The sequence below is a fragment of the Methanosphaera sp. genome (genome assembly GCF_016282985.1).
Classification (GTDB): domain Archaea; phylum Methanobacteriota; class Methanobacteria; order Methanobacteriales; family Methanobacteriaceae; genus Methanosphaera.
Window position 1 is genome coordinate 1 of the sequence record NZ_JAEELZ010000137.1, and the last position, 18,723, is coordinate 18,723.

Annotated in this window: 14 protein-coding genes; 3 read left to right on the forward strand and 11 right to left on the reverse strand. The window is 32.9% G+C overall.

All coding sequences use genetic code 11. From position 1 onward, the window contains the following. Window positions 1–21 precede the first annotated feature (21 nt). The gene (locus QZZ11_RS08260) at window positions 22–252 is read right to left on the reverse strand and encodes a hypothetical protein (RefSeq protein WP_292475217.1); all 231 of its coding nucleotides are present in this window, start codon (window positions 250–252) and stop codon (window positions 22–24) included. Window positions 253–362: 110 nt separating this feature from the next. Further along, the gene (locus QZZ11_RS08265) at window positions 363–1,100 is read right to left on the reverse strand and encodes a succinylglutamate desuccinylase/aspartoacylase family protein (RefSeq protein ID WP_292475219.1); all 738 of its coding nucleotides are present in this window, start codon (window positions 1,098–1,100) and stop codon (window positions 363–365) included. 228 nt (window positions 1,101–1,328) lie between these two features. Between QZZ11_RS08265 and QZZ11_RS08270 the strand changes: the two genes are divergently transcribed. Both QZZ11_RS08270 and QZZ11_RS08275 read left to right on the forward strand, forming a co-directional pair. Beyond that, window positions 1,329–2,522, forward strand: coding sequence for an argininosuccinate synthase (locus QZZ11_RS08270; protein ID WP_292475221.1), 1,194 nt, complete (start codon window positions 1,329–1,331; stop codon window positions 2,520–2,522). A gap of 295 nt (window positions 2,523–2,817) precedes the next feature. Beyond that, a complete protein-coding gene (locus tag QZZ11_RS08275; protein WP_292475222.1) occupies window positions 2,818–3,588 on the forward strand; it encodes an SDR family oxidoreductase in 771 nt (256 codons plus the stop codon). A 203-nt stretch (window positions 3,589–3,791) separates the two neighbouring features. Here the strand turns inward: QZZ11_RS08275 and QZZ11_RS08280 are convergent, their stop codons facing one another. The 8 genes from QZZ11_RS08280 to ileS form a co-directional block, all read right to left on the reverse strand. Beyond that, the gene (locus tag QZZ11_RS08280) at window positions 3,792–5,306 is read right to left on the reverse strand and encodes an FAD-dependent oxidoreductase (RefSeq protein ID WP_292475225.1); all 1,515 of its coding nucleotides are present in this window, start codon (window positions 5,304–5,306) and stop codon (window positions 3,792–3,794) included. 107 nt (window positions 5,307–5,413) lie between these two features. Further along, window positions 5,414–6,475 (reverse strand): Ni-sirohydrochlorin a,c-diamide reductive cyclase catalytic subunit, encoded by a 1,062-nt coding sequence (cfbD, locus tag QZZ11_RS08285; protein ID WP_292475245.1) that lies wholly within the window; start codon window positions 6,473–6,475, stop codon window positions 5,414–5,416. Further along, on the reverse strand, window positions 6,475–7,641 hold the full coding sequence (locus QZZ11_RS08290; protein ID WP_292475227.1) for a hypothetical protein: 1,167 nt from the start codon (window positions 7,639–7,641) through the stop codon (window positions 6,475–6,477). The genes cfbD and QZZ11_RS08290 overlap by 1 nt, the downstream gene beginning before the upstream one ends. Before the next feature lie 9 nt (window positions 7,642–7,650). Beyond that, entirely contained in the window at window positions 7,651–8,841 is a 1,191-nt protein-coding gene (locus QZZ11_RS08295; protein WP_292475228.1) for a redox-regulated ATPase YchF, read from the reverse strand. A 172-nt stretch (window positions 8,842–9,013) separates the two neighbouring features. Next, on the reverse strand, window positions 9,014–9,637 hold the full coding sequence (locus QZZ11_RS08300) for a cobalt-precorrin-7 (C(5))-methyltransferase (RefSeq protein ID WP_292475231.1): 624 nt from the start codon (window positions 9,635–9,637) through the stop codon (window positions 9,014–9,016). Window positions 9,638–9,735: 98 nt separating this feature from the next. Further along, window positions 9,736–11,025: a site-2 protease family protein gene (locus tag QZZ11_RS08305; RefSeq protein WP_292475234.1), complete on the reverse strand. Its 1,290-nt coding sequence runs from the start codon at window positions 11,023–11,025 to the stop codon at window positions 9,736–9,738. A 20-nt stretch (window positions 11,026–11,045) separates the two neighbouring features. Then, complete coding sequence (gene purL / locus QZZ11_RS08310; RefSeq protein WP_292475236.1) at window positions 11,046–13,217, reverse strand: phosphoribosylformylglycinamidine synthase subunit PurL; 2,172 nt, start codon at window positions 13,215–13,217, stop codon at window positions 11,046–11,048. A gap of 31 nt (window positions 13,218–13,248) precedes the next feature. Further along, window positions 13,249–16,416, reverse strand: a complete 3,168-nt coding sequence (gene ileS / locus QZZ11_RS08315) for an isoleucine--tRNA ligase (protein WP_292475239.1) — start codon at window positions 16,414–16,416, stop codon at window positions 13,249–13,251. Window positions 16,417–16,655: 239 nt separating this feature from the next. Here ileS and QZZ11_RS08320 point away from each other — a divergent pair, with 239 nt between their 5' ends. Further along, window positions 16,656–17,435 (forward strand): NAD(P)H-dependent oxidoreductase, encoded by a 780-nt coding sequence (locus QZZ11_RS08320; RefSeq protein WP_292475241.1) that lies wholly within the window; start codon window positions 16,656–16,658, stop codon window positions 17,433–17,435. Window positions 17,436–17,479: 44 nt separating this feature from the next. On the opposite strand, the gene QZZ11_RS08325 is transcribed toward QZZ11_RS08320, so the two are convergent. Continuing rightward, a partial coding sequence (locus tag QZZ11_RS08325) for an Ig-like domain repeat protein (protein ID WP_292475243.1) occupies window positions 17,480–18,723 on the reverse strand: 1,244 nt, incomplete at its 5' end.

Here is an 18,723-nt window from a genome sequence, read left to right on the forward strand (position 1 = left end):
CTGTGATAAAATAACATCATTTCACAGTAGAAGCAGATAAATATTTTCCATGAATCTGTTGTTTATTTTACCTGCCGGAATATGATTTAGTAAAAAATCGGATATTATCATTATCCTGTTTTGTATATTTGAGATTTTCTTAACTGTTGAATCATATAAAGATTCATTATTTAATTTAATACGCTTATCAAGTAGATGACCTGAAACTATAATGTTTAATTTTGGCATTGGTTCAGATGTTGTTTGTCTCAATAAAGTATTATTAGATTTTTACTAGAAAATACCCTCAAAACTGCCATTAAAAATAAAAGAAGTATGTATACTAATAAAAACTTTTAATATTAATCTTCATAGCAATCCAGTCATATTACACCAAAATAATCCAAAAAGCTTATAATCTGTTTAAAAGAAAAATTTACTGAATTTTCATCTAACTTCCCATTTTCACAAACCGTTTCACATGTAATTGCAGGAATACCTCTAAGATTTGCTTCATCTTCAACAGCACCATGTAAAACCGAACCTGCCTCAGCAATCGGTAAAATTCTAGAATTCGTATTTTTACAAACATAGCTGGCTATCCTTGAACTGTCAATCAATGGTTTTACAGAACAGAATACACTGGCAAATCCCGGTTTGTTGTTAGGATCCGTTGAATGACAGTCACAAAGAGCAGTGATGTTATTTTCAACGGCATAATCAATAATTTTTCTAGTAATCCCCTCTGAATGAGCATTCCTGTTCATATCTTTATCATGATAATTTCTTGAATTAATCATAGTTGCATATGGTATCAGAAATGGAACAATATGTAATTTACATTTAAGTTTAACATTACCCTCTATAACTTCATCCATTAATTTAATTAAGGCAGCCTGTGAAGCAAGTTCATTACCATGAACCCCCCCAACCAGTAATAAATTATATCTGCCTTCACCTAATGTGAAAACCATGGTTCCCTCCGAAGTCCTGTTGATATATTCCATCAATTCAGATTTTTTTCTGTATCCTTTGTTAATAAAATATCTATTTAACTGGTTATTAGCCAATACATTACCTTTAGTAGATGAATCAATAGAAAGAAAGTTAAACTTATACATAATTACAATCCTATGTTCAATTTATGTTTAAAAAACTATTTAATTTTATTCAAAAGAATAAAAATAATAGATTTTAACATGACATATTTATTTTCTATTTTTAAAATAGCAAATTTTATTAGAATAATAAAAGATATATAGTAGTAATATAAATTTTTAAGATTCAAAAATTGACATCTAAGATTATTATATAATTAATTTATTAAAAAAAGATATGTAGGTGAAAAAATGGAAAAATGTGTATTAGCATTTAGTGGAGGATTAGACACATCAGTTTGTGTTAAACTCCTGGAAGAAAAATATAACATGGAAGTAATCACAGCTTGTGTAGATGTAGGTCAACCTGAAGATGAAATAAAAAGACCACAAGAAGCTGCAGAAAAAATTGGTTCAAGCAAACACTACACCATTGATGCAAAAGATGAATTTGCAAGAGATTATGCATTCAGATGTATCAAAACCAATGCATTATACGAAGGATACCCTCTCAGTACTGCATTTGCAAGACCATTAATTGCAAAAAAAATCGTTGAAATAGCAGAAAAAGAAGGAGCAGCAACAATTGCACATGGTTGTACCGGTAAAGGAAACGATCAGTTCAGATTTGAAGCAACAATCAGATCAGAATCTGACTTATACATTGTAGCACCAATAAGAGATTATAACCTTACCAGAACCGAAGAACAGGAATATGCAAAAGAACACGGCATACCATTACCATCAGAAAAAATATACAGTATAGATGAAAACCTTTGGGGAAGATCAATAGAAGGTGGATTATTAGAAAACCCTGCTACACCGGCTCCAGAAGATATTTACGAATGGACCAAATCCACAATAGATGCACCTGATGAACCACAAATTGTTAAAATCTCATTCAGAAACGGTATACCAACAAAAATTGATGATGTGGAATTAGATCCTGTATCTCTTATAAGAAAAGCAAATGAAATTGCCGGAGAACATGGAATTGGTAGAATCGATATGATTGAAGACAGAATCATAGGATTAAAATCAAGAGAAAACTATGAAACTCCTGGAGCAATCCTTCTTATTACTGCACATGCAGCATTGGAAAAACTTATCTTCAGTAGAAAAGAAATTAAATTTGCAGAAAACTTAAGCAATACCTATGCTGAATTGGTTTATGAAGGATTATGGAACGAACCATTAAGAAAAGATTTGGATGTAATCAATGACCATATGCAAAAAAGAGTAAATGGTGCTGTAGAAGTTAGATTACATAAAGGTTCCATGAAAGTAATCACTAAAAAATCATGTTGTGCATTATACAATGAAGAAACTGTTTCCTTCGAAGATAAAGAACTTATTGACCAAAGAGAAATGATTGGTATGGTTAAATATCACGATATTCAGGGAGCAGAATACAAAAAAGTTTGTCGAGAAAATAAATCTCAATAATCTTCTTTTTTTTATATTTTTTTATTTTGATTTTAATATTGAACATTAAAAAAAGTAATTTTAAAAATTAGAGACGGAAATATATTTCTGATACTAAATAAATTTTTTAAATGATAATAAAAATAAAAAAAGAAACATATGCTAAGATTAACCTCCTTATCAAAATATAACGCGTTTTTTAAAAAATAAATTCATGTAAAGTATATATAATTATAATGATAAATCATGATATATAGTGTGAATATAATTCACATAAAAATTGATTAATATAATATATTATAGGAGAAAAAATAACATGAATGATTTATTTGATTTAAGCGGACAAGTAGCAGTAGTTAGTGGAGCATCCTCCGGTATTGGAGTACAAATGGCAAAAGCATATGCAAGATATGGTGCAGACATTGTAATTACTGGAAGAAGAAAAGAAAGATTAGATCAAGTAGCTGAAGAAATCAAAGAAATCGGAGTAGACTGTATTGGAGTAGTTTGTGATGTAACAGACACAGAAAGTGTACAAAACTGTGTAAAAGAAATTATGGACCACTACGGAAGAATCGATATCTTACACAACAACGCAGGATACGGAGCAACCAAAGAAGCAGAATTATTAACAGATGATGAATGGAACAAAACAGTAGATGTAGACCTTACTGGTACATTCAAAATGTCAAGAGAAGTAGCACGTGAAGCAATGATTCCACAAAAATACGGACGTATCATAAACACTGCATCAATGTTCGGTTTAGTAGGAACAATGGCAACACCTACCTCCCCATACGCAGCAGCAAAAGGTGGAGTAGTAAACCTCACAAGACAATTAGCAGCAGAATGGGCAAAATACAACATTACTGTAAACGCAATTTGTCCTGGAACATTCCCAACAGAATTAACAATTGACTTATTAGAAACCGAAGAATACAAAGCATACACAAAAACAGTTGTACCTGTAGGTAGATCTGGTGTTGACGGAGAATTAGATTCAACAGTAGTTTACTTAGCATCTCCAAAATCAGGTTACGTAACTGGTCAATCAATTGCAGTTGACGGTGGATACACCTGTATATAAGTGTACAACACACTTATATTTTTTTTACTTAAACTCCAACAGTACTAATTTTAAAAAAAAAGCTTATTCAATTAAATTAGACAATTTATATCCATAGTAATACGTATAGCATATCTGCTTATTCTATAAACTATGATTAATTCCTTAGAAATAAATTGTTTGAAAAAAATAAAATTATAAAAAATAGATAAAAAAGAATTAATTTAATCAATTAATCCTTGACTTCTTAAGTATTCAGGGAAAGTCATTTCTTTTTCTTTAGGTTCTTCTTCAACTGCTTCTTCTTTAGGTTCTTCTTTAGATACTTTTTCAGCAGTTTTAACTTCTTCAACAGGTGTTTCATCTTCAGGTTCTTCTTCAACAGCACAATCACATTCTTCATCAAGAGCATCTATTTTTTCAAGACATTCCTCTGCTGCCTGAGCAATAGGGTCAATTACTTGAGATACAGGTGGTGCATATGAGAATTCCATTGAAACTACATCATCACAGGTTAATTTTTGTGACATTATTGCTGTCATTGTATCCACTCTTTCAGCTACTGCTTCCTGACCAAACATTTGACATCCAATAATTGTTCCATCTGTTTTTGCAATTAATTTAAGGAATAATGGTTTGCTTCCAGGATAATATCTTGCACGACTTAATGATTCAATAGTACTTACTACAACAGGTATTTCTAATTTTTCTGCTTCCTGTTGTGTGATACCTACTGCTCCCATTTCCATACCACCTATCTGTGATACTGTGGAGTTAAGTACAGGTTGGAATTCTATTTCATGTCCTGCTAAATTTTTAGCTAAAATAATACCTTGTCTTACTGCAGTTGTTCCTAATGGTGAAAGAGTTATATCTCCAGTAACTGCATTGGTTACTTCAACACAATCCCCTGCTGCATAGACATTAGGCACTGATGTTTCCATGTGTGGATTTACTTTGATTGCAAAATGTCCAAGTTCACAACCAATACTCTCTGCCAATTCTGTTTGTGGTCTTACACCAGTGGATAAAATTACCATATCTGCAGGTCTTTCAACACCATCTATTGTAACGGATTCTACTTTTGTTTCACCGTTAATTGATTCTACTGCAGAACTGGTTAATATTTCAATGTTTTTACCCTGAAGGTGTTCCTGGAATTTATCAGACATTTCCTGATCAAATGATCTTGGGAATAATTGTGGCATCATTTCAGCAATTGTAACTTTAATTCCCTTATTTGCTAATTCAGAACCAAGTTCCAATCCTATTGCTCCTCCACCGACAAGAGTTACATTTTTACATTTTTGTGAGTATGCAAGAATTTCTTCTCCATCTTCAACTGTTCTTACTTTGAAAACTCCTTCCAAATCTTTACCTGGAATTGGAGGGATTAAAGGTTTTCCACCAGTTGCTATGACTAATTTATCATATTTGAGATTTTGTTTGTTACCTTTTTTATCCTGATATGTTAACTCAGTAATATCATTATTAATCTCTACAACTTCTGTTTCTGTAAGTATTCTGATATTTTTACGCATGTATTCCTCTGGTTTATGCATAATAATATCGTCAAAGCTATCTATGTGTCCTCCTATTACATAAGGAATTGCACATGGAGAGTATGCTACGTGTTTTTGTGTAGTAAATACTATTATTTGAGATTCGTCATCGTATTTCCTAATATTTGATGCGGCAGTTAGACCTGAAGCTCCTGCTCCTATAATTACTATATTCAATGAATTCACCTGTGTTGATATTTTAAATTATAGATATATATCTTATTCATAGATATTATATTTTGTTTTATTTTTTAATCAATTTTTGAAAAATGTTTAATTTTCAGTTATTCTAATAATCCCCGTATTGTTTGTGCAAATTCTGATTCAACTATTGATTTTGCACCCAAAGTTTTAGAATGAGCATCCAATTCTGTGACAACATAGTCAAATCCCATTTGTTTTAATGGTTCAACCAATCTCGGCCCATCAGTAACGGCTATTGTTTTACCTGGAACCTTTGTTACATCAACTGCATGAGGCACTCCCAATACAATTGTTAAATCCGAATTTAATTCATTTAATACCTCTTCAGCTTTAATTCCTGTTACAGGATATTCATCCAATCCTCCAGTAATATAATCTGATTTTTTACTGATAGTTTCATTTACCGTTTTTGCATGGTGTTTAATGTAGGGCAATCCTATTTCTTCATCAGTATTTGAAATATAAATCGGAGAATTATTTGGATAATATTTTGTCCAGTCGATAGTCATTATATCTGCAAAAAGGTAACTTGTTTCTTTTTTAGCATTGAGAACAATGGTTACTTTTTTATCGGATTCAAGAGATTCAATTATTTCTTTTGCAACTTTAACCTTATTATCCCCATAATTTGGTTTAATGTAAGTACCTTTAGCCATTCCCCTGCTCTTTTCCAATTCTGTAGCTTTTTGAAGCATTAATGATTGTCTTTCAACTTCTTCTTCAGTGATTAAACCTGCAGCATTAGCGGCTTTTAATGCTTGAATTGCACCTGCAGTATTATCCCCTGATTCATATCCTCCATGAGTTTCAACTATTATTATATTTGCATCGATTCCTGCTTCCTGTGCATCATTTTTCATGTTTTCTCCAATAATCATACTTGCACAGGTACCAACTATTCCTATATTTTTTGGATGAAATGTATCTTCCACTTCACGAATAGTTTCGATTAATTTTTCACTTGCTCCAAAAATAAAATCGTTTTCGTTCATGGCAGTAGTGATTACTCGTATTCCTTCATCTTCAAGTAATCTTCCTGTTCTAAAACAACATCCTGCCGGTCCATGCATAATTATTACGTCAACTTCCAGATCTCTTAACGTGTAAAGAGCAGCAGCTATTGGACTTGGTCTTGGATGAATCATAACATTTCACCTTCCTTTAATCTGTAATGACCTACACAACTATATTTTACATTTTCAAATTTGTTCTGATCGAATATTGGTAGGGCTGTAATAATCACTTTTTCAATTCTTTCAGGATTTAACTGCCTGTATTCTTCATTATCAAGCATAACTATTATACAATCAGCTTCATAAGCTTCTTCCAATGTGATTTTCTTTGCACCATGCTCTTCAATTATTTCTTCCGGAACCTTATCATCATGTGCCCACACTTCAACGTCCCTGCTTACAAAATCATCTATTAAAGTTAATGAAGCATTGTCTTTTTCAGAAATCAGTTCTTCATCTTCAGTAATTCCAAGTATTGCCACTGTAGTTTCAAACATTGCAAGATGTTCTTTAAGATATAACTCTTTTTCTGCCATGTAAGCCATATGGTATGCAACATAGTTATTTGTATTCCTGATAGTTTCTGATAACTGTGATGGTTCACCATATTCGTTTGCTAACTTGTTTATTTCCTCCGAATCTCGGGAAATCTCATTTTTAAGTATTGGTTGAGGATATAAGAGATTTATTCCTTCACCGGTGTTTGCAACATCAATCGCTTCTGTTAAATCAATGGTTAAAGCTTCAGATAAAATTGCAGTTTCATTTGCCAATGCCACCAAAGCATCCTTATATGCATTTTGAAGAATAGGTATAAATTCTGCTGTCTGGATATGTTTAACTGTCTTTATTTCATTAGACATGGTCTCATACAAATTAACCGCCTTTTGCAGACAGGAATCATTTTTACCTGCAATTATTCTTAAGTTATCATTAATTTCTGTAGTATATGCCAATTTAATGTCTGGAATTAATCCGTATTCGTCAATAACTTTTGACATTTTAAGTACTGTCCTTGGAGGTACCTTTGTATCAAAAATCAACAGTACCTCATCCAATACGCAGTTTTGTATTTTAATACATGCCTCTTTTAATTTACTGGTATCATATTCACCATTTATAATGCAATTTTGTGTAAATATTACTGCATCAACATTTGAAAACATGTCTAATGAATCTGTTTTTTCAAAATCCGTATTGATTATACCTGTTTCATCATATACCATAACATCTGAATTTAAATTTTTGTATTTGTTTAAATCAGTTTCATAGTCGGCATAGATTAATGTTTTCATACAATACACCTACTTATTTGCTATAATACTTATTATATCCGATTGTTTGAGTTCCTGTTCACTGGAGATTCTCATGTTACGTCTTGCATCAATTGCATGTGTAAAACCGTCCCCAATATCCGTGTGAATACAATATGCCAAGTCTCTTGGATTTGATCCTTTTGGTACCAACAATGCATCAGGCAATATATTACCTTTTTGATCAGAAAACTTGTGTTCATCTTCAACCGGATATACGACTATGTTATTTAATGTTTCATAGACTGCCTTGTTAATAGTTTCCTGTATTCCTGTTGAACCATATTTTTTAAGAACATGTTCATCTATGTAATTAAGTGCCATCTTTTGTTTATCAGACAATTTAGACTCATCCAGTATTTCAAAATGATCTTCTCCAGAATGGTATTTGATAAGTCCTGCTTTAGCTGCATTAACCAATGCCAATTCAGATTCCGCACTTGTAGGAATTACCTGTTCATACTTTTCTTTAAGTCTTTTTATATTTTCTTCTGCCTGTGGAGTATCAATTTTATTTGCTACGATAATAATAGGTTTTGCAGATTCAAGTATCTTGTCAATAAAGCGTAACATATCCTCCTGTTCCCACTTATCATAGTCATCATCCATGATACGTTCTGCTTCTATAACATCATCCAACAATACTCCTGCTCCGGTTAATTGTTCTGATATGACTTTTGCAAAATTCAGATGTTCACTCATAACTTTTCGTATAAGTCTTGGCCAATTTCTTTCCAAAATAGAGTATACCCACATGGTTACTTCATGTTTAAGGAAATTAACATCATCCAATGGGTCATGTGTACCCGGTTCACATGGATTTCCTTCCGCATCAGTACCTCCTGAAGCATCTATAATATGAATTAATGCTCTTGCCTGACTTAAATCATCTAAAAATTTGTTTCCCAAACCTTTTCCTTCGTATGCTCCAGGTACCAAACCTGCAACATCAATTAATTCTACTGGAATGTAACGTATCCCCTCCTCACATTTTCCGGTTCTTGGATTACATGTAAGTTCTAATTCTTTACATGGACATTCAGCTGTTACATAAGCTATTGCTGCATTTGCATCTATTGTTGTGAATGGATAATTTGCAACTTCTGCCTCTGATAAAGTTGCTGAATTAAAAAATGAGGATTTACCTACATTTGGTTTACCTGTTACTGCTATTTGTAACATATCAAATCTCCTTCTACTTAGTTAAAATATTAAAATAATCTATTAAAAAAATTATATTCTATGAAATTAATTAATATATTAATAATATATGTTGTTTTTAAATAATTAAGTTATTGAAAAATTAAAAATAAGTGATAAATGGAGGTTAAATAGAAAATTAAGGATTGTATGATTATATTATAACTACACACATATAACCGAAGTCCATATTTATTGCTTCACCCAATGTTACCTGAACTATTTGTTCATCAGGATAACTTAATTTTTCACAAATAGTTATTTCATGTTCTGGACTGTATCCATGATCTATCAAATATTCTGCCAATTCACTGATATGTCTGTTAGGAAGTACAATATTTGGTCTTGTATTATCGAGCTTTTCCAGTAAGTCATCCGTTGGAGCTTTACCACCATGAATTGTTAAGAGATTTGCTGTATCCCATGGTATTTGCACTTTTGCTGCTGCTAGTTGAACTGAACTTATTCCAGGAATAACGTTTACTTTAGTTTTTGGAGATAATTTTTGTATTGTTTTAAGCATTCCACTAAAACCCGGATCACCCGTGGATAAAACAGATACTTTTAAACCATCATCAAGATAAGATACTGCCATTTTAACTGTTTTTGGAATATCTCTAGGTTCTAAAACAACCATCTTAGCATCCAAATAATCAAATAGATCCAATGATCTTTGACTACCAACCAATACATCTGAATTTTCAATAGTTTCTATAGCACCTAATGTTAAGTATTCTCTGTCTCCCGGACCAATACCTACAATGTTCATTTTATTCATAATGGTTCACCCTAAATATTTTGATAATTAATACTATATTTGAACAAAGATTATAATAAAAATTTAGAAAATATGATAAAAAAAATAATAAAAAGAGTTTAAATCATTTTAAGTATTCCTGGAAGCATACCATACAATATGAGAATGAATAGAATTATTATCAGGAAATAACTAAATGCTCTAACTATAAACTGTGCTTTAGTTTCACTGAGTTCAATTTTATGTAAAAAGTCCAATAAAGCATTGAATATTCTATTTATCCAACAACGAATACTCAATGGTAATGGTCTTGTCCACCAGTTTAGAGTGTTATTAAAATCTTTCCTACGCTCATCAGTAATCCTGAAATTTACTACTTCCTCAAGAATCAATCCACCATCCAAAGGCTTCATTGGTAAAAGGTTAAATGTACCTACTGAGAAGTTCAGTAAGAATACTAGATATAAGAACTCTCTTAATTGAGTCATTAACCATGGAATAAAAGTTCCATATTTGTCCTGAACTTCTGGAGAAACTATTTTATGTTCCTGTGAACGTACACCTATATATGATCTGCTGCTATTATTCGGATTCGAAGTACTGACTATATTATATGTGCCCTTATCAGTAGTAATTGAAATATTATCACCTATTTGGGTATCATTCATTGCTACAACATAAGATGAGTAGTTTCTAACAGTCTTGTTATTTACTCCCTGAATAATCATTCCATCGGATAATACTCCATCAGAGGGACTGGACGGAATTACACTGGTAATTTCCATCCCATCAGAAGTGTATACATCGGAAGCAACAAATCCTCCAACGAACATCATTAATATTAAAGCTATGGCTGCCAATCCCATGTTAAACATTGGTCCGGCAAAATATACTCGTAATTTACTAATACCGTTTATTTTTTTGAGTTCCTCTTCATTCGGTTCTACAAATGCTCCCGGAATTATTAACATCAACAATAAACCCACAGAATCGATTGCAACTCCCTCAACTCTTGCAAGTACCCCATGTCCACCTTCGTGAATTATGAGAACCGTTGCCAATGCCAATAATCCTGTTCCAAAAGGAATATATAAAGGAGAACCTGGAATATCCACTCCAGGCAAAATTAATGAAACCGTAGGCATTTCAAACATTAACTGCAAAGACCACAATATAGCTACAAACATAATGCCCATAAATAAAAATCCTATTGGAATTCCTATGTTCATATATGCTTTCCAGAATCTTGGAACTTTTTTAGCAATTCGATCAATAATATCGTGCAATTTCTCTGTTTTTAGCATTATGACAATTCCTTGAACGGAAATACTATCATACTTTCCTTTCAATAAAACCGCCAATACCCATACTATAACAAAACCTATTGCATAATACCATAATGCATTCATTAGAATGACCTTCTATAATTTTAAGCCATTTGATTTTCAATTGTAGTTGTGTTTGCTTTTAAAAGTTTTTCCACTTCAACATTAATTAATTCTTCAGAATCGTTATTAATTATGAAATTATCACAAGTAACTTCTCCAACAATTGAATAAGCAATTGAATCATTATCCAACATTTCTTTAACTTTATCCACCTTATCTGATTTGACAGTTATGATAAACCTGCCATTAGATTCTGAGAACAATTTTTCATCCTGAGTTAAATCAACTGTAGATGGAATTGCAGCAACGTCAACATTTACTGCCTTATCCGATTTAATACTCATAAGTGCCAATGCAGTTACTAGTCCACCTTTGGATATGTCATGTACTGCAGTTATTTCTTCGTTACATTCCTGGATAAGCTTTTGTATTTCCATTGAAACAGCATAATTTTCGTCAATTCTTACTTCAGGAGGATATCCTTGGACTACATTATGAATTTCCTTGTAGTATTGTGAACCATCAAGTTCAGGATAAGTGTTACCTATAACAAAGATTACGTCACCCTCTTCTTTGAAAGTCATAGTTTTAATGTAATCATTATTTAATACACCAACAGTTCCAACTATTGGAGATGGATTAACTGTTACTCCTTCAGTTTCATTATAGAAACTTACGTTACCACTTATGAAAGCCGTATTGAATTTGTTTGCTACATCACTCATACCCCTTACAGCTTCTTTGAATTGCCAGAATACTTCCGGTTTTTCAGGGTTACCAAAGTTAAGACAGTCCACCAATGCTATTGGTCTTGCACCCATACTTATTGAATTGTTAATGGATTCCAGTACTGCAGCTGCTGCTCCATGATATGGATCAAGCAATACATGAGTACTGTTACAGTCAGTTCCTATTGTAAATGATGTTTCATCATCTACTTTAATAACTGCGGCATCGTCACCAGGTTTTACAATTGTTCTTAATTGTACTTCATGGTCATATTGACTGTATACCCATTCTTTGCTGGTGATGTTTTCAGATGCTAAAAGTGCAAGTAATGCTTCCTGAGGATCAGTTTCAGGAATATCAACATCCACAATTACTTTTTCAGGTGCTTTTGCTTCCCTTTCAATGATTGGTGCATCAGTAAACAATACGTTAGGTGCGTGGCATATTATTTCATCACCATCTTTGATGATAAATTCTCTTTTATCGATTATTTCACCGATTACTGCATGTGATAAATCATGTTTTTCACATATTGCTGATGCCTTTTCAACATCTTCCGGTGAAATAGCAAATACCATACGTTCCTGGGATTCAGATAACATTATTTCATACGGTGTCATGTTTTCTTCACGTAATGGTATTTTGTTTAAATCAATACAGGAACCATTTCCACCTTTATCTGCCATTTCAGATAGACAACAGGTTAATCCTCCACCACCAAGATCTTTTACACCGTGAATGTCCAATGTTTCTAACAATTCATATGTTGCTTCCATTACACGTTTTTTAGTGAATGGATCTGCTACCTGTACTGCCGGCCTATCTTCTATTTCAGAATTACTTGTCAATTCTTCTGAAGCAAAAGTTACGCCATGTATTCCATCACGACCAGTTGTTCCTCCCATGAGGAAATATACGTCACCCACAATCGGTGCACTTCCATATACTATTTCATCTTTCTTAACCAGTCCTGCACAAACTACATTTACCATAGGATTGTATTGGAAATTATCATCAAATTCTATTTCTCCACCTACGGTTGGCACTCCAATCCTGTTTCCGTAGTCTGAAATTCCTTTTACAACATAATCGAATATGTATTTTGATCTTTGATCACTCATATGTCCAAATCTAAGTGCATCCAATAGTACAACCGGTCTTGCTCCCATACTTATAATATCTCTTACAATACCACCAATACCTGTACCTGCACCACCATAAGGTTCAACAGCTGAAGGGTGGTTGTGACTTTCCATACCGATTGCCAATGCATATTCATCCGTTAAGCTTACAATACCTGCATCGTCACCAGGACCTAAAATTACATCCGGACCATCTGTAGGGAAGTTTCTTAGAATTGGTCTACTACTTTTATAGGAACAATGCTCAGAGAACATGACATCCATCATTCCTAATTCTAATTCATTAGGTTCTCTACCTAATACTTCATTAATATATTTTAATTCATCATCAGTTAAAACCATAAACTCATACAACCTTCAAATTTTTTTAATATTATTCTTTAATGAATATTCTAAGTTGTTCTTCTTCAATTTTCCATTCTTTTGTATATCCTTCATCTGAAGAGATATCATCAAATTCCAAGTTAGCAGTACGTACTTCATTAGATATGTAATCTTGGTGTGGTAGCACGGCATCTTTAAATTCTTCACTACATTCAACAATGACCTGTATGTTTGCTTCTACATTCAAGTCTAAATCTTTACGCATATCCTGTATACGACGTATTAATTCACGAGCCATTGCTTCAGAGTATATTTCAGGAGTTACTTCAGTATCCACATATACACTTCCACCTTCAAAGTCACAACTTACCAAGTTTTCAGGTACATCTTTTTCAAATAAAATTTCCTCTTCAACAAGGGTAATGTCTTTGTCATCAAAGTGTATTGTATATTCACCATTTTGTGTTACTTCATCAAGGATAATTCCGGCATCCACATCATCCTGTTCAAAGTATTTTTTAACCCTTCCTAAGTCTCCCCTAAGTTTTGGACCTAGTATTGACATGTTAGGTTTTGCAATGACTATTGCATTTTCTAACTCTGTTTCTATTGTTACTTTTTTAGAGTTTGCCTGTTCTAATAGTACACTTTCTAATGAAGTTATAGCAGTTTTTACTGCATCATCCTCAGTTACTACTGTAATATTTTGTACAGGCCATCTGAGTTTAAATCTTGCAACATCTCTTGCGTGAGCACTTGCTTCAAGTATGTCACGTATGTGTGTCATATTTTCTTCAAGGTCCGTGTCGATTTCCGTTTCATCATATTCCCAGTCAAGCATGTGTACACTTTCAGGTGCATCACATTCAACACCACGTACAAGGTTTTGATATATTTCTTCGGTTACGTGTGGAGCAATAGGTGCCAATACTCTTATTAAATCTTTTAAAGTATAGTATAAAGTGTAATATGCTCCTAATTTATCAGGATCGTCACTTTCCACCCATGTTCTTCCACGGATAAGTCTTACATACCATCTGCTTAAATCTTCGAGTACAAATTCTGTGATTTTTTCTGTTGCTCTGTTGAATACTAATGATTCTATGTCTTCACTTACTGATTTTATGAGAGTGTTTACACGTGAACGAATCCATAAATCTTCTTGTCTGAATGTTAGATCTTCTTTATTGTGAGCTGTTGGGTCAAAGTTGTCTAAGCTCATGTATGTTGTTGAGAAGTAGTAAACGTTCCATAAAATGTTGAATAATTTTGATGAGTTCTGTACTTCATCCCAATTAAATTTAAGGTCATCCCATGGTTTGTTTGCATCCAACAGATAGAATCTTAATGTATCTGCACTATATTTTTCTATTACTTCTTCAGGACTTACAACATTTCCTATTGATTTACTCATCTTCTGTCCTTTATCGTCAAGAGTAAATCCGTGCATCAACACTTTTTTGTATGGTGCCTTACCGAATGCGGCTACTCCAAGTCCTAACTGTGAATAGAACCATCCTCTTGTTTGATCATGTCCTTCTGTAATGAAATCGTATGGGAACCAATCCTCAAAGTTTTCTGATGGATCCTGTGGATAGTGTAATGCTGCCCATCCTGCTACACCTGAGTCTATCCATACATCAAGAACATCCGGTACTCTGTGCATATCATGTCCGCATTCACATGGAATTGTAATATTATCCACATGTGGTCTGTGTACAAAGTCACCTGTTAAAGTATCATCCCCGGATAATTCTTTAAGTTCCTGTTTTGAACCTACAACTACTTTTGAATCACAGTCTTCACAAGTCCATATAGGTATTGGTATACCCCAGTATCTTTGTCTTGAGATAGTCCAGTCACGTGCGTTAGAAACCCAATCCTTGAATCTACTTTCTCCAGCCCATGATGGTACCCATTCTACTGCATCAACCTGTTCAAGCATTTGATCCTTGATTTCCGTTACTTTAATAAACCATTGTTTTGTTGCTATGTATATAATTGGTGTTTTACATCTCCAACAAAGTCCTACCCTGTGGTCTATTGTTCCTTCTTTAAGTAATGCACCATTATGATATAAATCATGAGTTATTTCAGGATTTGCATCTTTTACGCCACAATCAGCATATTTTCCTGCTTCTTCTGTGTAACAACCATTTTCTCCTACCGGACAAAATACTTCTATACCGTTTTTTACCCCAACTTCATAGTCCTCAGGACCATGACCTGGTGCAGTATGTACACAACCAGTACCATCTTCCAATGTTACATGATCACCCAAGATAATTCTATGGGAGAATTCTGCTTGTAATGGTACTTCTTCCCGTAATGGATGTAAATATTCAAGACCATCCAGTGATTCACCGGTTACTGTTTTTATGATTTCATACTGATCTTCTTCAAATAAGGAATCGATTAAACCAGTTGCCATGAGCAATATTTCTTGTTTTCCTTCATCGTCAGATACTTTTATGTATGAGTATTCAAATTCGGGATGAACACTTACTGCCATGTTTGCAGGTATTGTCCAAGGTGTTGTTGTCCATATCAGTACATAACTTGGCACGTCAAATTCTTGATTTACAAGCTCAAATTTAACATAGATAGATGGATCCTGTATTTCATCATATTCTATTTCTGCATTTGCAAGTGCTGTTTCACACTGAGGACACCATGTGATTACTCTTTTATCCTGAACCAATAAGTCCCTTTCATCTGCTTTTTTAAGTGTCCACCAGCAGGATTCCATATAACTATTATCATATGTTACATATGGATCTTCCCAGTCCATCCAGATACCCATTGATTTGAATTGTTCGGTCATGTCTTCTTTGTTTTTTATTGCAAACTCTTTACATTTTTCAACAAAGTTGTCAATACCATATTTTTCTTCAATTTCCTGTTTACTTTTGATTTCAAGCAATTGTTCTACTTTATGTTCAATAGGTAATCCGTGAGTGTCCCATCCTGCCTGTCTTCTTAAACTGTAACCAGACATACTTTTATATCTTAAAAATGCATCTTTGATAGTTTTGTTCCAAGCAGTTCCCAAGTGTATTCTTCCACTACAATACGGTGGTCCATCAAGGAATGAATATCTTGGCTTGTTTTCCCGTAGTTTACTTGTTTTATCATATATATTCTGTTCTTGCCAGAATCTTTGTATTTTATTTTCTAAAGCTTTATTATATCCCTGTTCTACCTCATTTATTGGCATACAGTATCTCCTTTAATTTTATTAATGTTGGGATTTCATAAATTGAGTTTATGGTTTTTTTGATGAATATCCCTTAAATTATAATCTTTCCATAAAATTAGATTATGTAAGATTATATTAATTTATATTTTTGTCATTACTTACAATAATAATTTCCTATTGACTAAAAAATACAAAAAAGCAATAATTTAATTAACATATATTATAATAAAGGAATTATGAACTCTGAGGGAATAAAAATGAAATTTTTAATTATTAATGGGAGTCCTAGAAGACAAAACACGTGGAAAATTATTGAACGAACAAAAGATACTCTGACAAATTTGGATGAAAATATAACATTTACAGAAATAGATTTGATTAATGAAAATATTCCTTGTTGTATCGGTTGTTATAATTGTTTTACAAAGGGTGAAGATACGTGTCCACACAGTTCTATAATTCAACCTATCGCCGAAAGTATGAAATCATGTGATGGATTAATAATCACCAGCCCCGTTTATGCTCTTAATGTCACTGGAGTAATGAAAAATTTTATCGATCACTTGGCCTACTTTTATCACAGACCCTACTTTTTTAAAAAGAGAGCAATGGTTGTGGTGACTACTGCTGGTGCAGGTCACAAAAAAGTGGGCAAATATTTAGATGAAACTCTGGAAAATATGGGTTATAATCAGAGATATAATTTGTTTTTAATACATTCACACGATGCTCATGGTTATCTCCCATTGGAAACTAAACAGAAAATAGACAAAGAAGTTATTAAATTTTACTCCAGCATTAAAGAAAATAAGTTAACTAGCCCTAGCTTTAAAGCTTTAATAATGTATAATGTATGGAGAGCAATGGCTGGAAATAACACTATCGGATATGATAATAAGTATTGGATTGAAAATAAGTTAATAAACCATGAATATTCTCCGGAAGTTCCATGCAATCCTGTAAAAAAACTTCCTATGAAAATATTTTATAAAATTATGTTAATGTTTTTAAGTAAAAATACTGTTAAAAAAGAATAATAAAAAAAAAAAGTTAAATAAGGTATTGAATACCTTATCTTGTTTTATGCTTTTTCAAGTACAACAAATGATGTTTCAGTTACGTATTCGTTGTATTTGTCGCTTCCACTATAACCTATGGTTACTGTTTTTTCACCGGCTTTTGTCATTTCTGCTGTAAATGTGTAAGCACCGGTACTGTCAGTTTTTGCATAGTATTTTTTGCCATCAATTGTAATTTTTACATTACTATTTTTAATTGCTTTACCGTTTGCATCTGTGAAAGTACCTTTAATTGTTACGTTTTCGCCAATAGTTACATCATCTATTGGTTCATATGTTACAATTACGTCTTGTGCTCCTACATTGACTGTTACTGTTTCTTCATATGCATTGTATTTATCGTTTCCACTGTATCCAACTGTTATATTGTTTATTCCAGCGCTTGTTACTGTGGTTGTTAATGTGTATGTTCCTGTACTGTCTGTTTTTGCATAGTATTTTTTGCCGTTGATTGTGATTTTTACGTTACTGTTTGCTATTGCTTTACCGTTTGCATCTGTGAAAGTACCTGTAATAGTAATGTTTTCACCTAATTTTGCATCTGCAATAGGATCTACTGTTACGATTACGTCTTGTTTTTCTACATTGAATGTTGCTGTGGTTTCATATGCGTTGTAGTTGGTGTTTCCACTATAACCTACGGTTACATTATTTTCACCAACTGAAGTAACTTTTGCACTTAATGTGTATGCTCCTGTTTTGTCGGTTCTAGCATAGTATTTTTTGTCATTGATTGTAATTTTTACATTACTGTTACTGATTGCTTTTCCATCAGAAGTTGTGAATTTACCAGTAATGGTTACATTGTCACCATATACAACATCTGTAATAGGGTCTACTGTGACAATTACATCTCCTTTTTCAAGTGTGAATGTGATTGTATCTTCTGATGCTTGATATTTATCATTTCCAGCATATGCTGCTGTAACTGTTTGTTCTTCTACTGTTTTGAAACTTGTTGTGTATTCGAATACTCCACCTTGGGTGATTACATCAACAGTTTTGTCACCAATGGTTAAAGTTACAACTTGGTTGAACAATCCGACACTGTCTTCGTTTACAAGTGTACCAGTAATTGTTACATCTGTATTGTATTTTACATCGGTAATTGGATTAATGACAATTGTAGTATTTTTAGCTGCTTTTAGATCATTTAATTCTTTTTCAAGTTCATTAATAGTATCATTCATATCACTAATAGTACCAGCTTGATCATTAATAGTATCATTCATATCACTAATAGTAC